This window comes from Neobacillus sp. PS3-12, assembly GCF_030915385.1.
GTDB lineage: Bacteria > Bacillota > Bacilli > Bacillales > Cytobacillaceae > JAEVLT01.
This window is the reverse complement of record NZ_CP133268.1, coordinates 5,331,577-5,353,523: the sequence shown is the minus strand read 5'-3', so window position 1 is coordinate 5,353,523 and position 21,947 is coordinate 5,331,577. Positions and strand designations below refer to the sequence as shown.

Genomic DNA, 21,947 nt, shown 5'->3' with positions numbered 1-21,947 from the left:
CAGCTCTTCAATTGTGTGATCGAAAAGCTGCCTTTTTACTTATTTAATTTTCTCGGTGTTTATCAAAGGTTTCTCGAAGAAGTTGTTTATATTTCGCTTTTGCTTCTTCTACTGGGATGGACAATGTCCCTGCTATTAGCTTTAAACACTCATCATCAAAACAGAGGGAAGCGGTGAAATTTCTTTTTATAAACCGTTCTGCCTGTTCGAAGCTTTCAAAATTGTCCTCCATATTTTTTCCCTTATGAATAACGACATACATTGCATTTTCTTGAGGTTGTATATAATAAAACTCTTTTTTTCTGTTTTGATAAATCGTACCATATTCAGCCGATTTTACATTTAGTTCATTTCGCAGCGGCTCCGGTTTCAATGCAGGAATTTCAAATACATTTACAACAAATTTTGAGAAAGTATCAGGAGATAATTCACATCCAGATGCCTTCGGATGCCCCCCTCCGCCGTACCTTTTTGCAAACTCGGCAACGTTTACTTCATCATGAATCGTTCGAAATCCGATTTTTTTATTGCCTACATTCAATAAAACTATCATATCAAGGTGTGGATTTAATTTATTTAATGCATTTCCTAATTCTGATAAATACTGTTCAGCATGAACAATTCCACAACAATATTCCTCAACAAATGTTTGAACCATTTGTCTGTTTTTTGATTGGATATAGCGACTAATTTTATTTTCCTCAAGCTCTAAAATCATTATCTCAGTATCCGTTAAAGAAAAGGCAGCTTGATTTTCTGAGATTCTTTTAATAAGGTCTTCCTCAAACATTTCCCTATCCATTATGTAGAATAAATCATTTAACCGTTTCGCTGTAATATTATTGTTTTCATCCCATTCCCATGTATCATACTGGCGTACGAGATGAACAAATTGATCAAGAGAGGATGTCGTATTTAACACTTTCTGTTCAACAAGATAATCATAAAATAACGAGGTTGCACAAGTTTTTTTCCCTGAATCATACTCAACATTGATATAACCCCATTCATAATCATTAAAATGCAGGGCTGTTACATGATGATCAATAACCCTAACTGGATGCCCTGCATTAAAACGCTGTGCCAATTTTTGTTCGATCACCTCATTTACAGCAAGATCAGTAATAAACATTTGTTCATCTTGTTTCACTGGATTTTCAATGAAAGCTTCTACTCTTTGATTCAAATTTCGATACGAGCAGTAAGAAACATCTACGTTTTCTCGATAAGCGAGCTTTGCTAAGATCCCACAACCAAGTCCATCTAAATCGCTATCAGTAAAAAGTTTTACCATATATACCACCATCCATTTTTTCATAAAAGTTATTTTGGTTTGCGGTCTGTTATTTTATACCAAAAAAACACAAAATACAAAAAAAGTGCCTTTGAAAGTAAAATTCAAAGGCCAAAGCAGAGCTTAGCGGTCAAAGCAAAGCTCCAAATTATAGGAGGTCTAAACTTAGAAAGTTTATCCACCTTTATTTTAACAAATAATAAAAATATTTCAACAGTTTAATTCACTAATGTATTTAAGTATGAAAGCAACAAAAATCACTTTTAGATTTATATCAGGAAAAATAATTGATAATATAAGTGCGAAGAAAAAATTTCTTAAAGACAGAAGGGGTTCACTTGTACAAATTTCTTATTACCAGAAAGAATCCATTAAATCATTTTATAATAGCTCTTTGTATTGCCTTTATTGGAGGCTTACTGTTTAGTTATGTAAAGGCTCCTATTCCCTGGTTACTTGGGTCCATGACTGCTACACTAATTGGCTCTAGATTTAAAAAAATAAATTTATACTGGCCCAGGGCCATTCGGGAAGTCGGATTAATCATTGTAGGATACTCAATTGGCTTATCATTCACAAGAAGTGCTGTAATCCAAATACTTGGAAAACTTCCATCAATGGTTTTCATGACTGTTTCTATCGTCTTATTTTGTGCTTGCATTGCTTATGTTGTCTCAAAACTAACTGGAGTAGACTACCCTACAGTCCTAACAGGAAGCATCCCTGGCGGACTCTCCCAAATGATCGTTTTTGCAGAAGAAATGAAAGGAATTGACATTACAACTGTCACCTTCCTCCAAGTGGCCAGACTAATCATGATTATATTTATTGTACCATTTCTGGTGTTTAATCCTATATTTAATACGGGGAAGAATATTTCAACGAATTACCTTCTTCCCCATTCCATTCAAGCTGAACATCATTTTTTCCCAAATATAATTTTTTTTATGTTCGTTTGTCTTTTCTTTGCCTTTATTGGCAAAAAGATAAAATCTCCTACACCCTATCTGCTTGGTCCAATTCTTGGAACTGCTGTTTTAGGTATTTCAGGTATACACGGTCCTGCTTTGCCTTCCACAATATTGAGCCTTTCTCAATTCATGATTGGAGGATATATTGGTTTATTATTAAAGCCTGAAAAATTAAAGCACAAAACGAAAATTATTTCACTGGCACTGTTGAGCGGAATTGTAATGGTTGCAGGTTCATTAGCTCTTAGTATAATCCTTATTCATTTTAACCATATCACACCTTCCACAAGTCTATTGAGCTTGGCACCTGGAGGTATGGATCAAATGGGGATCATGGCTCATGAAATACATGCAGATTTATCCATGGTTACCGGTTATCAAATATTCCGTTTATTTTTTATTTATTTTGCTGTTCCTCCTGCGCTCAGGTGGTTCTTTAAGGTCAACAGCAAGAAAGCAGAAAAGACTGCTTAAAATGTGACGAATTGTTTTATTTTTGGGCTTCTTACCACTTCGAACTAATTTATTTCTCCATCGATCCTGTCATAACTATGTGGGATAAGCATAGAATGATAACCAAATAGTTTTAATCTAAAGGAGCCCGATGACATGAAAACAAAACCAATGGCCCTTTTCCTTTTGATGCTTATTTTAGGATTTGTGGCCTATTTAGATTCGCCTTTTTCTTTTTTAAATATAAATTACTCTTATACCGCTGAACCAGCTGCTACAGCCCAGCCAATGAGTAAATCTGTAACCAGTGATACACCAGTTACAGAAGAAAAGCTAGTAAAGAAAGAAAAACAAAATGGCTATATTGTAGAAACATATCGCGAATATGAGGTATATAAGGATGGGGAAGGAAACGTAACTAAAGAAGTGCCTACCTCAGAATACGATGAACTAAAATTTTGGGACTATAAAAACAAAAAGAAATGACCATTAATAAGTCATTCCTTTTTTCATTTGTTACCTTAAAAAATCATTAGTCTTAACTTCTATAGCGGTATTCTAACAGACTTTTTAAAACAGATATTTTTTGTAATAATCGCTGTCCCTCATTCGTTTCTCGAACCTTTTTTCGCTCAAGTTCTCGATCCACTATTCTCTTTACAGATAAAACATCTGACCCTTTTAGGAGAACATCCTTTTTTGAATTAAACTTTTCATGGGCAACAAGTTGCATACCGTAGGAATTATATAATAAAGTATATCCAGCAATACCAGTTGTTGATTGATATGCCTTGGAAAATCCTCCATCAATGACAATCATCTTCCCATTTGCTTTAATGGGATTCTCTCCTTTAATTTCTCTAACAGGTGTATGTCCGTTGATGATATGACCTTCATCAGGATTTAAATTAAAATCAGCTAAAATTTTACGGCAAATCTCTTCCTTTTCACGTAAATGGTAGTAAGGGTTCTTAATCTCCTCATGGGTTTCTTTATCTTTAATAAAATACCTTTCAAAGGTTGTCATTGCTCTTTTCCCAAATAAGGAGGAATGGGCTCCTGTCCATAAATACCAGACCATATCTGTTGCAAGATCATCTGTCTGTTCAGGATGTGCAAAAGCATGACGTAAATATTGCTCAAAAATATCAAGTAACTCATGACCTTCATAGGTATGGTTTTCAATTATCATTTTTTCCATATTTCCGGCTTCATCAATGGGGATGCAGCCATGTATTAATAAGTTTCCATTATATTTCAAATAAAGACTACCTTTTTTCATCAGGAAAATCATATGTCTGGCTAATTTTTCCGAATGCTGGACAGAAAACAATAATTTCTCCATTACTTGCTCTTCTTCCTCTAATAATTCGCTAGGATTTTCTGGATTAACGGTGGCAAAGCATGTATTTTCCAATAGGTATGTTTTCCCATTAATAGTAATTTCGCTTTTGTCATAACCAATTTTCTCAAGCAAAAGCCGCTCAGCCATATTAAAATACGGGCGTCTCTTGATAATTGGCATTTCTAGCTTAAATTGAATAATGGCAATTGCTTGATGCATTTTTGTAATTTGTAACAATTCTTGATCAGACTTATTTCTATCCTCATGACTCTTAGGTCTAAAGCCTGGATTGTCATCATAATACTTTTCCGCCAGATTAAGAAGCGGAATAAGATTGATTCCATAGACATCTTCGATAATATTTAAATTATTGTACCTTGCACAAATCCGAATAATATTTGCCAGACAAACCTTTGATCCGGCAAAAGCACCAATCCATAGAACATCATGATTTCCCCATTGAATATCAACAGAATGATAATTTATAAGAGTTTCCATTATTTTATCTGGTTCAGGTCCGCGATCAAAAATATCTCCCACAACATGGAGATGATCAACAACTAGCCTTTGAGTTGTATAAGCCAGACCAGTTATGAGCTTATCTGCTTGACCAAGAGAAATAATTTGTTGGACAATCTTTAAATAATATTGTTTCTTATTCGTGAATTCATCCGTTTTGTACAGCAGTTCTTCGATAATATAAACAAACTGATGAGGCAATGCTTTACGTAATTTTGAGCGTGTATATTTAGAAGAAGCATAAGAAATAAGCTTAATCATCCGATCAATAGTTTCAGTGTACCATTGGTGTAATTCCTGTTTATTGCAACATTTGTCTTTAAACAACTTTAATTTTTCTTCTGGATAATACACTAAAGTCGCAAAATCATTAATTTCTGTTTCAGATAGTTCATCTTGAAAAAGGTCTCTTATTTTCTCTTTTACTCTACCTGAACCATTTCTTAATACATGTGAAAAAGCGTTATTCTCCCCGTGCAAATCACTGACAAAATGCTCTGTCCCCTTTGGCAAATTGAGGATGGCTTCAAGATTTATTATTTCGGTTGCCACAGTTTCTTCACTATCATATTTATGAGCCAGTAAATCTAAATATTGTATGTTCAACTTTAGGGTATCTCCTTTTACATTTATCATTTATTTTAAATATTAACGTATGAATTATCTTTTATATTTTACAACATTAATGTAATGTAATGTTTCAAAAATTACTAAAAACCGTACAAGTGAATGAACCATTGTACGGTTTTTTAGTAAATCCGTAAAAAACTAAAGAGATTTTAGTTCTAACGGAAAAGATTACTTTTTGCTAGTTCAACTAAAGTACTTCCTTCTCCGCTTAATACAGCCTTAAGCATCCATAGAGTAAACCCCTGTGCTTGTTCAAAGTTTATTTTTGGAGGCAGTGATAACTCCTGTCTATTGACTAACACATCTAATAATACAGGTCCATTATGTTCAAATGCTTCTTTAACAGCATTTTCAAGTTCACCCGGGTCTTCAACTCGAATACCTTTTATCCCCATACCTTCGGCTACAGAAGCTAAATTTGGATTTTTAAGTCCAGTACCAGTTTCTAAATAGCCAGCAGCTTTCATTTCCAATTCAACAAAACTTAATGCACTATTATCATAGACCACTACTTTCACTGGTAAATTGCGTTGCTGCAACGTTAATAGATCTCCCATTAACATTGCCAGACCACCATCTCCAGAAAGAGAAATCACCTGCCTATTATGGTCAGTACATTGAGCTCCTATCGCTTGAGCTAATGCATTTGCCATTGTACCATGGTTAAAAGACCCTAAAAGCCTCCTTTTCCCATTCATTTGAAGATAACGAGCTGCCCATAAAGTAGGAGTTCCGACATCGCAAGTAAATACTGCATCTTCAGTCGCAAGATCACTAACAACTTTTGTTAAGTACTGAGGATGTATAGGCATTTTTCCAGGCGTCCCTGTGGCCAAATTATCCAAACCTTTCCGAACTTTTGCGTAATCGTCAACACATTTGTCTAGATGTTTTGAACCATGCGGATCTGTAAGATAAGGCATTAAAGCTTCAATGGTATCTTTCACATCCCCGCAAAGACCTAAAGTTAATTCTGCTCTTCGGCCAAGATGTTCAGGCCGAATATCTATTTGAATGATCTTTGAGTTTTTAGGATAAAATTGCCGATACGGAAAATCAGTACCCAACATAAGGAGAACATCTGAATCCATCATAGCATCATATCCAGACGAATAACCTATCAGTCCAGTAAGACCCACTAAATAAGGATTATCATACTCAAGATGTTCTTTCCCTCTCAGGGCAATAACCATAGGAGATTTCAGACGTTCACAAAGTTCCATTACCTGCTTATGCGCTCCTGCACATCCTGCTCCACACAATAATGTAATTTTTTTTCCGTTATTAAGGTACTCAGCTAATGTTTTCAATTCCTCTTCTGATGGTCTTATTATCGGATTTGTTACATGAATAACCTGCATAGGGACAGTTTGATTATCTGGCAAAGCTGCCACATCCCCTGGTAAAACCAATACAGCAACCCCTTTTCTGGCAATCGCATGCTGCATGGCAATCGTAACCATCCGCGGCATTTGTTCTGATCTTGTCACCACTTCAGCAAAATGGCTGCATTCTTTAAATATGATTTCCGGATGAGTTTGCTGAAAATATTCACTGCCGATTTCATTGCTTGGAATCTGGGCGGCGATCGCCAAAACTGGTATGCGACTGCGATGGCAGTCATACAAGCCGTTGATGAGGTGCAAGTTTCCTGGTCCACTGCTGCCAGCACAAACAGCGATACTATCACTTAATATGGAGTCAGAACCTGCCGCAAAAGCAGCAACTTCTTCATGCCGAACGCCAATCCATTCAATTCTTTCAGATCCTCTAACCGAATCTAAAACTGCATTCAAAGAATCTCCAACAATCCCATAAATCCGTTTTACCCCAGCTTGCAAAAGAGAATCAATAAGTAAATCTGCAACATTTTGTCCCATATGCTCCACCTTCCGAATTCGAACCATTTCATTTATTTACTGAAAACACACGTTTATTTTGTCCTATTTATTTAAGAATTTACTATTATAAAATTACTTTCATAACAAACAAAACAAAACAGAACATAAGTTCACTTAGCTGCTGTCATGTATTTTAAATATTAATGTGTTTTTAGCACATAGTGTAATTAGTTTATAACTAATGACTTGTGGTAAAAACTTATTTATCCAGATAGTTAAAAAATAAATTTAGTTTACATAATTATATTATAGATTACTTACCTTCCTCAATTTTCCCAAAAGTAAAAAAAGAGCCAATGGCTCTTTTTTTACTTTTTCAGCCTAAATCCTATGTGATCTTAAGGGACACCCCTCTTGTTAAGGAAACTTCAGCTTTTTTTTAACGGTTTAGTTTGTTTATCTTGGTTTAATTTACTTTATTTCAAGTGAAAAAATTTTACTTTTATATTTAAATAGGTTTATTATATTTTGAGCATGTCGAATTTTTGGGTGTAATACATGTAAAAATATGTTTAAATGACAAAAATAAGTCGAAGTGAGGTCTGAGTGAAATAAAAATGGGAAAATTAATAAAGCTCATCTTTCTAATAATAGCCGTTTTAGTTTTAATTTTTATTGTTGTTGGTGTGTTTAGAGGGGTTTCAATAATAGGTAATGAAGCGAAAAAACCAAATCAAAGTACTTCTGTCATGCCTGGAAAAAGTGAATATGATAAAGTTCGTGTCGGTGATGTTAAGACCGAAAAAGGCGGCATGACCCTTAAAGAAGTAGAAAGCATCTTAGGAAAGTCAACCAGCCAAACAGAAGGTACATCAGGAAATTTAAAGATGGAGATATATACATTTGCCTCCACTGGAGGACCTAATTCCATTTTAGTAACTTTTATCAGCGGACATGCATCTGGTAAATCTCAAACAGGTTTAAAATAGGAAAATATAAATTTTCTCTTATTCATAATGGTTAGGAAGCCTATAATCTTAGAAACCCCATACTGACTGATCAGTATGGGGTTTTTACAAGCTTTGTATGCAAACGTCACTTCTTACTCATTTCCAAAATTTCTCTTTAATAACCTTAATTCTTCTATTATTTATGAAAGTCTAGTAAAGCGCAACAAATTGTACATACCATTTTACTCCCAGTTCTGATAATATCAAAACGTAGGGATTCAATTTAACACTGTGTATCGATAGTTAATTCATAGAACAAATATAAAATTGAATAAAAAGGGCAGGATCAATACAATATGGATAAAAGCAGATATTTGTTATCATTTTGTATTCTTTCTTTAATGATTGCGCCTATGAAGACGAATGCAGAAACAGTTCAATCTGACCCACAGGTGCAAACACAACAACAAATCCAATCAGATTTGTCAAATGTAACACAACAAAAACTTCAAGTACAAGAACAAATTGAAGAAGCAACCAAAAAGATAGACGTACTCAATCAACAAATAACAGAATCAAATACCAAAATAACGGAAAAAGAAAACGAATTAAGTCAAATTAATAGCAAACTAGAAAATTTAAATAAAGAACAACAAAGGATATCAACCACCCTTAATCATAGAAAAGAAGAATTTAAAAAAAGGGTAGCTTCCTATTACCGTACAGATGGACAAATGACTTTTTTAAATGTGATCTTTTCGATAAATAGTTTCGGAGAGTTTATCGATCATTTTGTAGCTTATGATAAAATCGTGAATACAGATAAGAAATTTATCGAAAGATACATTGCTGACCAAAATAAAGTAGCTTCAATTAAAGAAAATGTAGCAGAATTGCAGGAATCGACGCAAAAAGATAAAACTGATCTAGAAGGTATAAAAGCAGGACAAGAGAACAACAAAAAAGAAGTAGAGACTTTGTCTGCTTTTTTAGAAGAGAAGAAAAAACAACTTGAACAAGAAGAACAGCAAAAACAAATGGCACTTGACCTGTTACAAAAAAATGGAGCAGAAATCCTCGCCTTTATTAATAACAATGGCGGAGTTGCGCCAGGCGATATCCAAATGATCAATTCCATTATTGCCCCTTTTGTTCCAGATGCACAAAAATTACAGCAAGAAAAAGGTGTTCCAGCTTCGATTACTTTAGGTCAAATCATATTAGAAAGTTCTGGGAATTATAATGGGTTGTCGGGTCTCGCCTTTGAGGGAAAAAATTTATTCGGTATAAAAGGAACAGGTACCGCAGGCTCAATATTGTGGGACACTACTGAATATGTGAACGGCCAACCAATCGTTACAAACGCTCAATTTGCGAAGTATAATACCTATTATGATAGTATGCTAGATCATGCAAACTTATTGTTAAAACCCAGGTATCAAAAGTACTTACAAAATGTAACAAGTATTGTAGATTACGCTAATGGCATTCAAGAAGCCGGGTATGCCACTGACCCAAACTATGCAAATAAATTAATAAAAATTATTTATCAGTATGAACTATGGAAACTGGATGTATAACAAAAATCACGATTAGAAAGGAGTGGCTAACCATTGATTCAATTTCAAGGGGTTACGAAAATATATCCAAATGGCGTAAATGCACTAAATGATATTAACTTTCAAATCTCAAAAGGAGAATTTGTCTTGATAATGGGAGAAAGCGGTGCAGGTAAGTCTACCCTAAATAAACTTATTACCAAGGAAGAAAGGCCTACTAGTGGAGAAGTATATGTCAACGGATTCAATCTATCGAATTTAAAAGGTAAAAAAATCTCTTTATTTAGAAGATCTATCGGTATGGTGTTTCAAGAATTTCGTTTGTTATCCAAAATGACTGTTTATGAGAATGTGGCATTTGCCCAGGAAGCAATCGGAGTACCAATTGAGCGTATTGAAGACAATGTTTATCTTGCGCTAAAAAAAGTTGGCCTAAGAGATAAAGCAAGTTATTTTCCAAAGGAATTATCTGGTGGAGAACAGCAGCGAGTTGCTATTGCAAGGGCCATCGTAAACAATCCTGCAATTATTGTCGCTGATGAACCTACCGGGAATTTAGATACCAAAACCGCCTGGGAAATCATGAGTGTTTTTGAAGAAATAAATAGACATGGTACAACGGTAATCATGACCACCCATAATAAGGAATTTGTTAAGCAAACAAAGAAACGTGTTTTATTGATTGATAATGGAAGCATTCTTCGAGATTATAAAAGGAAGGTGCTAACAAGTTGAAAAAGAACACGTACTTGAATCGACATTTAAGAGAAGGGTTTAATAATTTTATAAGAAATGGCTGGATGACCGTTTCTTCTGTCAGTTCCTTATCTTTAATGCTTTTCCTTGTTGGAGTTACTTCCTTGTTATTATTAAATTTAAATTATATGGTCGCAAAAGTAGAAGAAAACGTTGAAATACACGTATACCTTAAAAATGCAAATTCCAAGGAAATCAAAATTCTATCAAATACGATTCAATCGTTTGAACACGTATCAACTGTTACCTTTATTTCAAAAAATAAAGGTCTTAAAAGTTTTATGAAGAATTTAGGTGATGAAGGCGCAGCATTCCAAACTTTGAAGAGAGATAATCCTTTAAATGATGAATTAGTAGTGAAAACAAAACAACCACTAGATGTAATGACTGTAGCAAAAAGGATCAATCAGTTAGCATTAGTAGACAAAGTATCCTATGCAAAAAACGTGGTAGGACCCCTAGTTACTACCACGAAACTAGCTCGTATCGTTGGAATTACATTCATCATTTGTCTTACTTTTATTGCTGTCCATGCTGTTACCAACACGATAAAAATTACAGTCATGGCTAGAAAAGAAGAAATTCAACTTAGAAAATTGATAGGTGCCACGAACAATTTTATCCGATTACCTTTCTTTATAGAGGGATCATCCATTGGACTTATAGGTGCAGCTATTGCGAGCCTCTTCGTTGGAATCGGCTATTATTTTGCTTATTCTTATTTTAATAAATTTATCGATATTGAATTTATTAAGTTGCTTTCACCGCTCCAGCTTATACCTATTTCCTGTCTTCTTCTGCTTATTTTTGGTTCTTTAATCGGGATTTGGGGAGCCATATCATCATTAAGAAGAATGTTAAAAGTATAAATTTAGGTATATTTTTCAAAAAAAGAATGGGGCCAAAAACTTTTAAATGGCCCCATTCTTTTTTTGAAATGGATCTTGTATATTTCTATTAGATCTTTAAGAGGTTCCTGCTTTTTCCCTTGCTTTTACGAACTTAGCAGCATTAATGATAACGGTCTTGCTAACGGCATAGGTTGGAACAGCTAGAATCATCCCTATGACACCCGCAAGATTACCCGCAGCCAAGAGGATGATGATGATTGTAGCTGGGTGGATATCCAAGCTTTTCCCAAGAATTAAGGGTGACAATAAATTCGATTCGATTTGCTGTGATATGATCAGAACAAGCAGTACTAACAGGACTTTGGTTGGCGAATCAAACAATGCTACGATTACCGCAGGAATGGCACCAATAATCAATCCAATATATGGAATAAAATATGTAAAAGTCACTGCCAATGCCATTACTAAAGCAAATGGTAATTTAATAATAAGATATCCGATAAATGTCATTGTTCCCACGGTTAGCGCAACAGCAATTTGTCCATGAATATAAGTAGAAAGAGTTTCCCCCGTCTCTTTTAATATCGTCAACCCCTCATCCCTAAAGTTAAAAGGAAGAAATTTAGATATTGCTTCAGGAAACTTATTACCATCCTTTAACATGTAAAATAATAAAAATGGCACTGTAGCAAGAATAACAGCAATATTAGCAATTACACCCACTATATTTGTAATACTGTAGGTAATCTTTTCAGGTAATGTATTCGCATAACCAGTAAGTTTCTTTTCAAATGATTGCAAAAGATTTTGTTGTGCATTTGCTACCCATTTAAATTCCGAAGTTTGAGACAAGTTGTTAAAATAATGAATTGTTTGCCTTGTATACACGGGTAGCTCCCTTGCAAGAGCTGTAAACTGTTTGGTTATGGAAGGTACTAGGCTTCCAACGATTAATACAACTACCCCAACGACAACGACATAAATAATTAGAATGGCAATAAATCTAGGTATTTTTTTATGATCAAGAAAATTTACTACTGGATTTAATAGAAAAAATAGAAAACCAGCAATAAGAATTGGAAAAAATAATGTTGAAATAAAAACACCAATGGGCCTAAATAAGAATGTAACTTTTGAAGAAACAAAGATAATGGTTAAGATCAACAGTATTTGAACTAACCAAAATTGAAATTTACTTTTCAAAGAATTTCCCTCGATTTCTTGCTTTATTTATGCATATCTGAAGGTCATCACAATTATTTACAACTTTTTACTTCAATAAGAAAATCTCTCACCTCGCACAAACAATTATATTTTAAATAAATAAAAGTTTAGGTTCCCTCATTCTAATTCAAACAATAGCATAATTTGGTTGGAAGTTCTATACTAGCTCTTACCTCCTCTGAGACTATATGATGTTACCACAGGTAAAAAGCTAAAGGAGTTTTCCGTTTACTTGAAAACTCCTTTTTAGGTGAATGCTATGATTTTTACCTTGTAATTCGCAAATATGCTATACCAGTCTTGGTAATATATGTGTGATCATTGATTAGTACCATATATTCTCCAGCCGTATTGGCATGTACCTCATGCATTTGTTCAGGTGTAACCAATGCTAATTGTTTAATTAGTTCAGAATCACTAAATGGACGGTTTGGATTTTCTTTAGAAAGGTAAATCCAATTAAACGCCTCTTCAAAAGAACTAAAATACAAAGCTGCTTCGAAAACATAATTAAATTCTAGTCCCACCATGTCCGTAACGGTTTCCATCGTTTCCACTTTGTTCATTATAAAATCACCTCGAATTCTATTTTAGCAATATTTTCAGAACCTTTCCATTAATTTTTCAGATCCGGACTTGTAATATGAAATATAGCGATCATCGCTTTTGATAATCGCTTTAAGAATAAGGAAAATGTATACCTCTTAATATGTAAAAGTTTAAAATTTGCCTAATATATTATTTTATCGGAAGTTGAATATGAAACCTTGTGCCTTTTCCAACCACACTGTCCACTAAAATTATCCCCCCGTGGTCATGAATCGTTGTATATACTTGATTTAATCCAAGGCCAGTTCCATCGGTCTTCGTTGAAAAAAATGGTGTTCCTAGCATTTTTAATTTTTCTTGTGGAATGCCTACACCTGTGTCACTAATTTTAATATGTACCCATCTATTTTGATAGTAATGTTCAATTTTTAAGTTTCCACTGTCTCCCATAGCTTCAATTGCATTTTTTATGAGATTAAAAAATGCCTTTAAGAATGAGTTTTTCTTTCCCATTATAATAACGCCCGAATCCCTTATATCCATTTCTACTTCCAAAGAATAAAGTTTTTCTTGAAATAGTGGTAATATTGACGATAATTCCTCTGATAAATCAATCGGAATAAAAGACTCTTCCTGCAAATCGGGTTTAGACACTTGCAATAAGTTTTGGAGCGTTTCTAATGCTTTATTTAATTCACTTTCCATCGTATCAAGGTACGCATGTGAATAGGATTCTTTAAGTAACTGTAAAAACCCTTTCACAGAAGTAAGCGGATTCTTGATTTCGTGTATAATCCCAGCAGCTAATTGACCAAGTGAGGCCAATTTTTCACTGTCACTTACAAGTTTTTCTGCAATTTTACGATAAGAAATATCACGAATAATGATTTGGGCAAAAACATTCCCTTTGATTAAATAAGGAAAGCACATCACTTCAACTTCTATTGTTTCACCATCATTTTTTTTAATCTTAATATCCCGCGGTTTTACCGTTTCTTTTTCTCAAATACCTGTTCAATTACATCTTCACAAATACAATGCTGGTCATTAGGGATAAAACAACACATGCTTTTATAAAGTATATCTTCTATGGATAGATTTAGTAATTCTAATCCAGGCCGATTACAATAAAGTATCGTTTTATCTCTGTCGATAATCAAGAATGTATTGAGGGAATTATCAACCATTTGATGAAAATCAATATCTAAGGACTCTTCAATAAGCATCAAGCAGTTAGACCCCTTTCATTAATTTTCTCTGATTGTACCATTAAATTAATGGAAATTTCTAAAGTTCATAATTAATTCGATAACTTTGGTACTATTGGCAGAAAACCAATAGGTATCCTATACTATTCATAGTTTTCAACTAGGTATCCTATACTATTGTATAATATTAATTGCTACGTAACCTTTTTTAACAAATTATTAATTTATGGTAAAAAAGTTCCAGGAAAAGTAAAATATCCTTTCAGATGCCACTCTATTTTATTCTTCAATTCACAAAAACTAACAAATTATAAAAATAAATCCACTATTTTACATATAAGTTAAATACAGCGCTACAAAAAAAGTGAACTTTTTGTGACATTTTAAGAAAAATCGTCAAAAATTGTTCAAAATTATTGCTTTTTCTGGTATATTGATATAGCTTTTCTACTATTTTTACGGTGGTAATGTTTAATTTTAATATAAATGAAAGGGGAACTTACATTGAGAAAATGGATCCAAACTGCTAAATTTTCTGTCTTAGCTTTATTGGGGATGATTCTTTTAGCTGGCTGTGACAGTAGCAAGTATATTGTTCTAAGCCCAAAAGGACCTGTTGGAAAACAAGAATTAGATTTAATTATTATTTCTGTGGTTTTGTGTGCAATTGTTATTATTCCTGTATTAGGTATCTTCGTTTATATGGCTGTACGTTATCGTGATAAGCCCGACAACAAAGCTCCATATAAACCTGAATGGGATCATAGCAATGTACTAGAGATCATTTGGTGGGGAATTCCGATTGTTATCGTTGCAATTCTTGGGGTTTTCACCGCAAAAACGACAATTAATTTAACAAAGCCTCCTGTTAAGGACGTAAAACCGATTGTAGTTCAAGTAACTTCAATGGATTGGAAATGGATGTTTACATATCCCGGGAAAAACATTGCGACTGTAAACTATGCGGAAATACCTGCGGGTGTACCAGTTCAATTTATCCTAACCTCTGATGCACCGATGAACTCTTTCTGGGTTCCGCAATTAGGCGGTATGGAATACACGATGCCGGGTATGTCGATGGGGTTATGGCTGCAAGCAGATAAAATTGGTCAATATTTTGGCACCGGGGCAAACTTCACCGGAAAAGGCTTTGCACATATGCAGTTTAAGGTAAAGTCCGTAAAGCAATCTGATTTTGATAAATGGGCTGAAGGTGTAAAGAAAAACTCTCCAGCTTTAACAAAAACCGGTTATGAAGCATTGGCTAAGCCAAGTCTTGAAAAAGAACAAAGCTTTTCATCCTACCCAGAAGGTCTGTTTGAAAGCATCGTTAATAAAAATGGCGGTAAATATTACAATCACATGAACAATATGGGCGATAGCAAATCAATGTCTAGTATGCCTATGTCTAGTATGTCTATGCAGACTCAAAATAAATAATTGGGAGGAAATAATCGATGTCACATACCAGCTTTTTTGTCACAGGCGATCCGATGATTTATGGCGCAGATGTTTCCATCGTTTTGGCAACTGTTGCCATTATCTTTGCCCTCACCTATTTTAAAAAGTGGGGTTGGCTATGGCGGGAATGGATTACAACTGTTGATCATAAGAAAATTGGAATTATGTATCTTCTATCTTCATTAGTTATGCTTTTTCGCGGTGGAGTAGACGCAATCTTGATGCGACTCCAACTGGCTGTGCCAAACAATCATTTTTTAGCATCTGAACACTATAATGAAATTTTCACAACACATGGAACCATTATGATCTTGTTTATGGCCATGCCGTTTATGTTTGCTTTATTTAACATGGTTGTTCCATTGCAAATTGGAGCACGGGATGTTGCTTATCCAATGTTGAATGCTGTTAGTTTCTGGCTGTTCTTCATTGGAGCCATGCTCTTTAATATATCATTTGTTATTGGCGGATCAGCAAGCGCTGGCTGGCTTTCTTATCCCCCTCTTTCAGAAAATCAATTTAGTCCGGGTCCAGGTCAAAACTTCTGGATTTGGGGAATTCAGATTTCCGGGATTGGTAGTTTAGCAACCGGAATAAACTTTGTTGTCACGATTTTAAAAATGCGCACACCTTCGATGCGCTTAAAAGATATGCCTTTATTTTCATGGTCTGTATTATCTTCTTCTATCGCGATTTTAGGTGTTTTCCCAATCTTGACAGCTACCTTGGCAATGTTGACAATTGACCGTTTACTTGGTGGTCACTTCTTCACTATGGATGCCGGTGGTAACCCAATGATGTGGGTGAACTTGATATGGATGTGGGGTCACCCTGAAGTTTATATTGTTGTATTACCAGCATTTGGTGCTTTCTCTGAGGTTGTTGCAACCTTCTCGAAAAAGCGCATCTTTGGTTATACCTCAATGGTATTCTCGATGATTGCCATTAGTGTCGTTTCTTATTTCACATGGGTGCACCACTTCTTTACCATGGGTGCCGGTGCGGATGTAAATATCGTCTTTGCCATTTGTACAATGATTATCGCTATTCCGACAGGTGCAAAGGTATTTAACTGGTTGTTTACGATGTACCGTGGCCGAATTAGGGTTACACAGCCAATGTTATGGTTCTATGCATTTGTTCCGATCTTCCTTGTTGGTGGAGCAACTGGTGTCATGCTTGCTGCAGCACCTGCAGACTATCAATACCATAATAGTTATTTTCTTATCGCCCACTTCCACCAAGTATTAATCGGTGGTGTTGTGTTTGGTTATTTAGCAGGTTTGTATTATTGGTGGCCAAAGCTTTTCGGATTTAAGTTAAATGACCGTTTAGGAAAATGGGCATTCTGGTTATGGCAAATTGGTTTCTATGTATGCTTTATGCCGCAATATGCCCTTGGTTTCATGGGAATGACTCGACGCATTTATACCTATAACGACACAATGGGATGGGATATGGGTTGGGCCCCGCTTAACTTTATCTCAACAATTGGTGCCTTCTTAATGGGTATCGGCTTTATTTTCCAAGCATGGCAAATTATTTATAGCATTAAACACGGTGAACGTGATGTAACCGGTGATGCTTGGGATGCACGTACATTAGAGTGGTCAATTCCATCCCCTCCACCGGTATACAACTTTGCTATTTTACCTGTTGTAAATGACCGTGATGCATGGTGGTATCAAAAACAAGCAATCGCTAACGGTGAATATAAAGAAGAACCAGTTCAGTACGAGCCGATTCACATGCCAAAAAATACTGGTATACCTTTTATCATGTCCATCTTCTGGTTTATCGCCGGGTTTGGCTTTACATTTGAATGGAATTGGATGGGGATTGTTGGATTAATTGGTGTTGCAGTTACATTATTCGTTCGTTCATTCCAATATGACACGGATTATTATATTCCTGTGGACGAAATCGAACGAACTGAAAAGGCATTAAGAAATCGTACTGCGATTTAACAAACTGCAAATTAAGGAGGTTGTAAACATGCAACAAGGCGTTTCTGCACATGTTTCTGACCACGATCATGGTCATGTTGACCAGGAAGGGTTAAAAATTCTCGGCTTTTGGATTTTCCTTGTAACCGACTGTCTTTTATTTGCTACATTGTTTGCTACGTATGCTGTTTTGCATTCACACACAAATGGTGGATTTACTGGCAAGGAGTTCAATGTCCCTGGTTTTATCACAGAAACATTTTTACTATTAATTAGTTCATTTACAAGCGGCCTCGCCGTTTTACAAATGCATAGAGGGAACAAAAAAGGCCTGATAGGCTGGTTGATTATTACTCTTATTTTAGGTGCGGCGTTTGTCGGGCTGGAAATTAACGAATTTAAAGATATGGCTGCTGAAGGTGCTACCCTTCAAAGCAGTGCCTTTCTTACAGCATTTTTCACTCTTGTTGGTACACACGGACTTCACGTTTCCTTTGGGATCCTGTGGATGATCGGATTGGTTGTTCAGCTTTCAAAAAAAGGAATTACTTCTGTTACCAAACGTAAAATTTCGATTATCAGTTTATACTGGCACTTCTTAGATGCTGTTTGGATTTTCATCTTTACAGTCGTTTATCTTATGGGGGTGATGTAACATTTACGAACAACAACATGGTTCAATCAAAGCTTATGTTACAGGTTTTATTTTCTCGATTGTTTTGACAATCATCCCGCTCGTTTTAGTATTAAATCATATGTTAGCAAAAACAGCACTACTTGTTAGTATTTTGCTCGCGGCTGTGCTGCAATTTGTCATCCAGCTCTTCTTCTTTATGCATATTCGTGACGGGGAAGGACCTAGATACAATGTTGCCGCTTTAATATTAGGACTTGTTTTTGTTTTAACAATTGTTGTTGGAGCCATTTGGATTATGTCATTTAATTCAACTGTTCAATAAAATAAGAAAAACACCAGCGCCCAGCGAAGATATGTATTCGTTGGGCGCTGGTGCTTAAAAAAGGAGTTCGGGTTTTCGTGTCAGTTATAAATAATACTCGTCAAAAGTCATCCTCTCAATTAAACCAATGGCCTCAAACAATTTCTGCATATATAGAAGTAACTAAGCCTAAAATATTAGTAATGTTAACTTTTACCTCTCTTTGTGCTTCTTTTGTCGCAGGAAGAGGAGTTCCTTCCTTTTCAATTTTATTTGCCATGCTAGTAAGTGCTTCCCTATCCGCCGGCGGTTCTGCAGCCATTAATATGTGGTATGATCGAGACATTGACGTGATGATGGAGCGGACCTCAAAACGTCCCATTCCTGCAGGACTAATTGATCCCCCTTCTGTGTTCTGGTTTGGTATTTTTCTCGGAATATTATCCGTCGTTATTGCTTATATTTTTGTAAATCCTCTTACAGCTTGGTTAAATGCTGTCGGATATGTCTATTATGCAGTTGTTTATACGATGTGGTTAAAGCGTCGGACACCATTAAACATCGTAATCGGAGGCGGAGCTGGTGCATTTCCGATATTGATTGGATGGGCTTCGGTAACAGGTAGTCTTAACATCACAGCTTTGTTAATGTTTTTGGTCGTTTTTCTATGGACTCCCCCCATTCTTGGGCACTAGCATTATACAAAAATGAAGAATATACAATCGCAGGAATTCCGATGATGCCTGTTGTAAAAGGCGCACGTTCTACCAAAATTCAAAGCCTATTTTATATGGTGCTGTTATTTATCTGTTCAATAGTACTTTTCGCATGTGGAGACTTTAATTATTTTTATTTGACTGCTTCCCTACTTTTTAACAGTACTCTTCTTTATTTTATTTGGAGAATGTGGAAAGAAGATGATCATCAATTTGTATGGGCAAAACGCACTTTTATCCTCTCTTTGTTTTATATTTTAGGAATGTTTTCTTCCATGGTGATCGGAATCTTATAGGAGTGTGATTTAAAATGCGATATTTTTGGCTTTCTTTTATCGCGGCTGTAACACTTTTTTTAGTAAATATACTTGGGTTTGTCGATACGATGACCAATTCCGCTATGGGTTGCGGGCGCGGCTATCCGTTATGTAATGGTAGCCTGTTCCCTAACTTTTCCGATTATCATTCTGTTATCGAATACACACATCGGTTGATCGTAGGTCTGGCAAGTATACTTTTATTCGTAGTTTCGGCAGTGGCCTGGTTTCGTTATAAATCTCGTAAAGTTAAGTGGCTGGTACTTTTTGCGATTATCGGAATTCTAGCTGAATCTACCTTAGGTGCATTAACAGTAATTCTTACTCTTTCACCAATGTTGCTGGCAGCCCATCTTGGTATTGCACTAATTTCTTTTTCTGCTTTAGTGAATATCGCATATGTTATTTATCTTGAAGAAAGAAAAACACACCAATTGGAGAAAATGTCTTCGGCTTTTTCACTTTTTTCTTGGTTTAACTTCATATTTCTCTATGCAGCTATTTATTTTGGAGGATATGTGGCCAAAACTAGCTCAGGTGGAGCTTTTCGCGGATTTCCATTCCCAACTGAACGCTTCGCCGATGCAGGCAATGCCTTTTGGGTTGATGTCACCCATCGTACATTTGCTTTGTGTTTAATTATTCTATTTTTCATCACCCTGTGGATCACAAGAAAATTCCGCGGAATAAGAAAGGATCTCTATTATATTAGTTTGATTAACTTTATATTTATCCTTTTACAAGGACTAAGCGGTGCACTTTTGATTTACACTCATTTGAGTTTAGGTTCGGTCCTTTTACATGTTTCCATATTGTCATTGATTGTCGGTGGACAAAGTATGATATGTTTTCAAAGCAAATAAAAAATCCTAATATTAATTTAGGATTTTTTTATTCTGTTACATATTTTCAATACGTTCTTTAAATTCATTTAGAGCAGTATAACCCTGTTGTTCAAGACGCCAATTTTTGGCTGCTACTTCAATTAAACTGGCGATATCTCTTCCTGGACGGACTGGTATCTCAATGTTTGGAACAGAAACCTCCAAATACTCAACGAGATTACTGGAATGGTCAATGGCATCATAATATTTTTTCTCATCCCATGCAGACAATACAATATCTAAATTAATGGTCGTCTCCTCTTGGAATGCTCCAGAACCGTATAGTCTTGATACATTAATCATCCCAATTCCTCTTAAGGATAAAAAATCGCGGTTATTCTGATTATGTGTACCGATTAAGGTTTCAGGAGCAATTCTTTTAAGGATAACTAAATCGTCTGATATAAGCCTGTGCCCTTTTTCAATTAAAGAAAGCGCAGATTCGCTTTTACCAATTCCGCTTTCTCCTCGAATTAATAACCCAACTCCAAAAACATTTACACAAACTGCATGAATCCCAATACTCTTTGCTAATTCTTTTCCTAAATAATTATTAAGTTTGCTTATAACATTGGTCGTTTTTTCCTTTGCCCTTAAAAGTGCTACCCCTACATCATTACAATGCTTGATCAAGTAATCAAGACCCTCTTGATTTCGAGTGATAATGATGCAGGGTGGATGATTTTGAATGAGTTTGCCTATTCGTTCATCACGTTCCTTTTTTGTTAAGGAATGTAGGTACGTGATTTCTTGTTTGCCTAATAATTGAATTCTTTCATTGGGGAAAAATTCAAAATAACCTGTCAGTTCCAAACCAGGTCGATGAATATCATCATTGTCAATAATACAATCAAGCCCTTGACCGCCAGCAAGAATTTCTAACTTTAATTTATCTGCTAAGTGTTTTATTGTAATTGCATCCATGTATAATACTCCCTATTTTTTTACTTATGTTTTTTATTATTTGAATTTAATTTTCCCTAAAAAACAAAAAAGACACTTGACTAAAGCAAGTGTCCCAAAAGTAATCAAACAAATATTTTCAATTTTTACTGTTTATTTCTTAACCACATAAATTTTCATTATAACATAAATTACTTTTTTCTATTATGGTAAAGCCAATGACCATAAAACCCTTTCGATGCAGAAAGCGAATACCAACGTTTTTTTCTAGGATACTAGAGCTAATAACATGTAATTTGCGGGAGGGAATCTCTTTATAGGACCTATTTAAATAGGCAATCGGTATATTTATTGCCCCTTTGATCGGACTCTTGTAGGACTCATTATAATCTCTTAAATCAATAACATTTATTTTCTCAAAATCAAGTTCTTCCCAATGTGCACAATGCACACCCCGAACAGGAATATATCTTTTGTACAAAAAATAAGCAATTGCAATGACACATAAACTAACAATGATCATCTTGATACTCCTTCTTAGGATGATTTACAACAACTTAATCCGATTATACCCCATTAGGTATTAAAGTCAATAAAAAAAGAATCATCAGCAAAATATTCCTTTTTTATTG

At 35.1% G+C, this 21,947-nt stretch carries 22 protein-coding genes; 13 read left to right on the top strand and 9 right to left on the bottom strand.

Translation table 11 applies throughout. The features are described 5' to 3' along the window. Nucleotides 1-43: 43 nt before the first annotated feature. Nucleotides 44-1,294 (bottom strand): DHH family phosphoesterase, encoded by a 1,251-nt coding sequence (locus tag RCG17_RS26810; protein WP_308173046.1) that lies wholly within the window; start codon nt 1,292-1,294, stop codon nt 44-46. Nucleotides 1,295-1,632: 338 nt separating this feature from the next. Between RCG17_RS26810 and RCG17_RS26805 the strand changes: the two genes are divergently transcribed. Then, complete coding sequence (locus RCG17_RS26805) at nt 1,633-2,739, top strand: AbrB family transcriptional regulator (RefSeq protein WP_308173045.1); 1,107 nt, start codon at nt 1,633-1,635, stop codon at nt 2,737-2,739. A gap of 135 nt (nt 2,740-2,874) precedes the next feature. Beyond that, the gene (locus tag RCG17_RS26800; protein WP_308173044.1) at nt 2,875-3,204 is read left to right on the top strand and encodes a hypothetical protein; all 330 of its coding nucleotides are present in this window, start codon (nt 2,875-2,877) and stop codon (nt 3,202-3,204) included. A gap of 52 nt (nt 3,205-3,256) precedes the next feature. Here the strand turns inward: RCG17_RS26800 and RCG17_RS26795 are convergent, their stop codons facing one another. Both RCG17_RS26795 and poxB read right to left on the bottom strand, forming a co-directional pair. Next, a complete protein-coding gene (locus RCG17_RS26795) occupies nt 3,257-5,188 on the bottom strand; it encodes a fructose-1,6-bisphosphatase (protein WP_308173043.1) in 1,932 nt (643 codons plus the stop codon). Between the two features lie 179 nt (nt 5,189-5,367). Beyond that, nucleotides 5,368-7,092, bottom strand: a complete 1,725-nt coding sequence (poxB, locus tag RCG17_RS26790; RefSeq protein WP_308173042.1) for a ubiquinone-dependent pyruvate dehydrogenase — start codon at nt 7,090-7,092, stop codon at nt 5,368-5,370. A 578-nt stretch (nt 7,093-7,670) separates the two neighbouring features. Here poxB and RCG17_RS26785 point away from each other — a divergent pair. From RCG17_RS26785 to ftsX, 4 genes are all read left to right on the top strand, one after another. Then, nucleotides 7,671-8,042: a hypothetical protein gene (locus tag RCG17_RS26785; protein WP_308173041.1), complete on the top strand. Its 372-nt coding sequence runs from the start codon at nt 7,671-7,673 to the stop codon at nt 8,040-8,042. A gap of 317 nt (nt 8,043-8,359) precedes the next feature. Then, the gene (locus tag RCG17_RS26780; protein WP_308173040.1) at nt 8,360-9,583 is read left to right on the top strand and encodes a glucosaminidase domain-containing protein; all 1,224 of its coding nucleotides are present in this window, start codon (nt 8,360-8,362) and stop codon (nt 9,581-9,583) included. Nucleotides 9,584-9,616: 33 nt separating this feature from the next. Next, a complete protein-coding gene (gene ftsE / locus RCG17_RS26775; protein ID WP_308173039.1) occupies nt 9,617-10,297 on the top strand; it encodes a cell division ATP-binding protein FtsE in 681 nt (226 codons plus the stop codon). After that, complete coding sequence (gene ftsX, locus RCG17_RS26770) at nt 10,294-11,187, top strand: permease-like cell division protein FtsX (RefSeq protein ID WP_308173038.1); 894 nt, start codon at nt 10,294-10,296, stop codon at nt 11,185-11,187. Before ftsE ends, ftsX begins: the two co-directional genes overlap by 4 nt. A 96-nt stretch (nt 11,188-11,283) precedes the next feature. Here the strand turns inward: ftsX and RCG17_RS26765 are convergent, their stop codons facing one another. The 4 genes from RCG17_RS26765 to RCG17_RS26750 form a co-directional block, all read right to left on the bottom strand. Then, on the bottom strand, nt 11,284-12,372 hold the full coding sequence (locus RCG17_RS26765) for an AI-2E family transporter (RefSeq protein WP_308173037.1): 1,089 nt from the start codon (nt 12,370-12,372) through the stop codon (nt 11,284-11,286). A gap of 287 nt (nt 12,373-12,659) precedes the next feature. Next, nucleotides 12,660-12,959 (bottom strand): hypothetical protein, encoded by a 300-nt coding sequence (locus tag RCG17_RS26760; protein ID WP_308173036.1) that lies wholly within the window; start codon nt 12,957-12,959, stop codon nt 12,660-12,662. 172 nt (nt 12,960-13,131) lie between these two features. Then, nucleotides 13,132-13,872, bottom strand: a complete 741-nt coding sequence (locus RCG17_RS26755; protein WP_308173035.1) for an ATP-binding protein — start codon at nt 13,870-13,872, stop codon at nt 13,132-13,134. Between the two features lie 56 nt (nt 13,873-13,928). Beyond that, entirely contained in the window at nt 13,929-14,168 is a 240-nt protein-coding gene (locus RCG17_RS26750; protein ID WP_308175972.1) for a PAS domain-containing protein, read from the bottom strand. Nucleotides 14,169-14,654: 486 nt separating this feature from the next. Here RCG17_RS26750 and RCG17_RS26745 point away from each other — a divergent pair, with 486 nt between their 5' ends. The 7 genes from RCG17_RS26745 to RCG17_RS26715 all read left to right on the top strand — a co-directional run bounded on the left by RCG17_RS26745 (nt 14,655) and on the right by RCG17_RS26715 (nt 20,391). Beyond that, the gene (locus RCG17_RS26745) at nt 14,655-15,590 is read left to right on the top strand and encodes a ubiquinol oxidase subunit II (protein ID WP_308173034.1); all 936 of its coding nucleotides are present in this window, start codon (nt 14,655-14,657) and stop codon (nt 15,588-15,590) included. A gap of 17 nt (nt 15,591-15,607) precedes the next feature. Then, entirely contained in the window at nt 15,608-17,578 is a 1,971-nt protein-coding gene (locus RCG17_RS26740) for a cbb3-type cytochrome c oxidase subunit I (RefSeq protein WP_308171570.1), read from the top strand. A gap of 28 nt (nt 17,579-17,606) precedes the next feature. After that, nucleotides 17,607-18,212 carry a cytochrome o ubiquinol oxidase subunit III gene (gene cyoC / locus RCG17_RS26735; RefSeq protein ID WP_308171571.1) on the top strand — a complete coding sequence of 202 codons (606 nt, stop codon included), beginning with the start codon at nt 17,607-17,609 and terminating at the stop codon, nt 18,210-18,212. Nucleotide 18,213: 1 nt separating this feature from the next. Continuing rightward, a complete protein-coding gene (locus RCG17_RS26730; RefSeq protein ID WP_308175971.1) occupies nt 18,214-18,516 on the top strand; it encodes a cytochrome o ubiquinol oxidase subunit IV in 303 nt (100 codons plus the stop codon). 77 nt (nt 18,517-18,593) lie between these two features. Next, a complete protein-coding gene (gene cyoE, locus RCG17_RS26725; protein WP_308173033.1) occupies nt 18,594-19,190 on the top strand; it encodes a heme o synthase in 597 nt (198 codons plus the stop codon). Continuing rightward, on the top strand, nt 19,163-19,507 hold the full coding sequence (locus RCG17_RS26720; protein WP_308173032.1) for a UbiA family prenyltransferase: 345 nt from the start codon (nt 19,163-19,165) through the stop codon (nt 19,505-19,507). The genes cyoE and RCG17_RS26720 overlap by 28 nt, the downstream gene beginning before the upstream one ends. A gap of 14 nt (nt 19,508-19,521) precedes the next feature. Then, nucleotides 19,522-20,391 (top strand): COX15/CtaA family protein, encoded by an 870-nt coding sequence (locus RCG17_RS26715; protein ID WP_308173031.1) that lies wholly within the window; start codon nt 19,522-19,524, stop codon nt 20,389-20,391. 36 nt (nt 20,392-20,427) lie between these two features. Here the strand turns inward: RCG17_RS26715 and hprK are convergent, their stop codons facing one another. Together hprK and RCG17_RS26705 are read right to left on the bottom strand one after the other, a co-directional pair. Beyond that, the gene (gene hprK / locus RCG17_RS26710) at nt 20,428-21,336 is read right to left on the bottom strand and encodes an HPr(Ser) kinase/phosphatase (RefSeq protein ID WP_308173030.1); all 909 of its coding nucleotides are present in this window, start codon (nt 21,334-21,336) and stop codon (nt 20,428-20,430) included. 139 nt (nt 21,337-21,475) lie between these two features. Then, nucleotides 21,476-21,838 (bottom strand): rhodanese-like domain-containing protein, encoded by a 363-nt coding sequence (locus RCG17_RS26705; protein WP_308173029.1) that lies wholly within the window; start codon nt 21,836-21,838, stop codon nt 21,476-21,478. Nucleotides 21,839-21,947: the final 109 nt, after the last annotated feature.

Bases quoted from the DNA above. Each gene is read 5' to 3' on its own strand.
- RCG17_RS26810 (WP_308173046.1), bottom strand. From the start codon at position 1,294: ATGGTAAAACTTTTTACTGATAGCGATTTAGATGGACTTGGTTGTGGG.
- RCG17_RS26800 (WP_308173044.1), top strand. From the start codon at position 2,875: ATGAAAACAAAACCAATGGCCCTTTTCCTTTTGATGCTTATTTTAGGA.
- poxB (WP_308173042.1), bottom strand. From the start codon at position 7,092: ATGGGACAAAATGTTGCAGATTTACTTATTGATTCTCTTTTGCAAGCT.
- RCG17_RS26785 (WP_308173041.1), top strand. From the start codon at position 7,671: ATGGGAAAATTAATAAAGCTCATCTTTCTAATAATAGCCGTTTTAGTT.
- RCG17_RS26780 (WP_308173040.1), top strand. From the start codon at position 8,360: ATGGATAAAAGCAGATATTTGTTATCATTTTGTATTCTTTCTTTAATG.
- RCG17_RS26760 (WP_308173036.1), bottom strand. From the start codon at position 12,959: ATGAACAAAGTGGAAACGATGGAAACCGTTACGGACATGGTGGGACTA.
- RCG17_RS26755 (WP_308173035.1), bottom strand. From the start codon at position 13,872: ATGTGCTTTCCTTATTTAATCAAAGGGAATGTTTTTGCCCAAATCATT.
- RCG17_RS26750 (WP_308175972.1), bottom strand. From the start codon at position 14,168: ATGCTTATTGAAGAGTCCTTAGATATTGATTTTCATCAAATGGTTGAT.
- RCG17_RS26740 (WP_308171570.1), top strand. From the start codon at position 15,608: ATGTCACATACCAGCTTTTTTGTCACAGGCGATCCGATGATTTATGGC.
- cyoC (WP_308171571.1), top strand. From the start codon at position 17,607: ATGCAACAAGGCGTTTCTGCACATGTTTCTGACCACGATCATGGTCAT.
- RCG17_RS26720 (WP_308173032.1), top strand. From the start codon at position 19,163: ATGGACTCCCCCCATTCTTGGGCACTAGCATTATACAAAAATGAAGAA.
- RCG17_RS26715 (WP_308173031.1), top strand. From the start codon at position 19,522: ATGCGATATTTTTGGCTTTCTTTTATCGCGGCTGTAACACTTTTTTTA.
- hprK (WP_308173030.1), bottom strand. From the start codon at position 21,336: ATGGATGCAATTACAATAAAACACTTAGCAGATAAATTAAAGTTAGAA.
- RCG17_RS26705 (WP_308173029.1), bottom strand. From the start codon at position 21,838: ATGATCATTGTTAGTTTATGTGTCATTGCAATTGCTTATTTTTTGTAC.